Annotated in this window: 1 protein-coding gene; it reads left to right on the top strand. The window is 62.0% G+C overall.

Going from position 1 to position 689, the window contains the following annotated elements; genetic code table 11:
- On the top strand, positions 1-689 hold a 689-nt coding region (locus ACLJZ5_RS22030; RefSeq protein WP_410959030.1), incomplete at both ends, for an RHS repeat-associated core domain-containing protein.

The raw sequence follows: 689 nt of genomic DNA, 5'->3' as shown, positions 1-689 counted from the left end.
GACGCGGCGGCGAACCTGCTGGACAGGCGGCAGGGAGAGACCGCGCAGGCGGGTGCAGGCAGCGTGGTGCCGTTCAACCGGATAACGTCATATCGCGGGCTGCATTACCGTTACGATGAATATGGCCGGGTGGTGGAAAAGCGGGGCCGCAACGGCACGCAGCACTACCGCTGGAACGCGGAGCACCGGCTGACGGAAGTGGCGGTCATCCGGGGGAGCACCGTACGGCGTTACGGGTACGTGTACGACGCGCCGGGCAGGCGGGTGGAGAAGCACGAGCTGGACGCGGAAGGAAAGCCGTATAACCGGACGACGTTTTTATGGGACGGAATGCGGCTGGCGCAGGAGTGCAGGCTGGGAAGAAGCAGCAGCCTGTATATCTACAGCGACCAGGGGAGCCACGAGCCGCTGGCGCGGGTGGACAGGGCGGCGCCGGGCGAAGCGGATGAGGTGCTGTATTACCATACGGACGTAAACGGCGCGCCGGAGGAGATGACGGACGGCGGGGGCAATATTGTCTGGGAAGCGGGCTATCAGGTATGGGGGAACCTGACGCATGAAAAAGAAACCCGGCCCGTACAGCAGAACCTGCGTTTCCAGGGGCAATATCTGGACAGGGAAACGGGGCTGCATTACAATTTGTACAGATTTTATGATCCGGATATCGGGAAGTTTATATCGGGCGATCC

The organism is Salmonella sp. 5800 (assembly GCF_046558195.1).
GTDB classification, from domain to species: domain Bacteria; phylum Pseudomonadota; class Gammaproteobacteria; order Enterobacterales; family Enterobacteriaceae; genus Salmonella; species Salmonella enterica.
The sequence above is the reverse complement of the archived record's forward strand: the minus strand, read 5'-3'. Positions and strand labels throughout refer to the sequence as shown.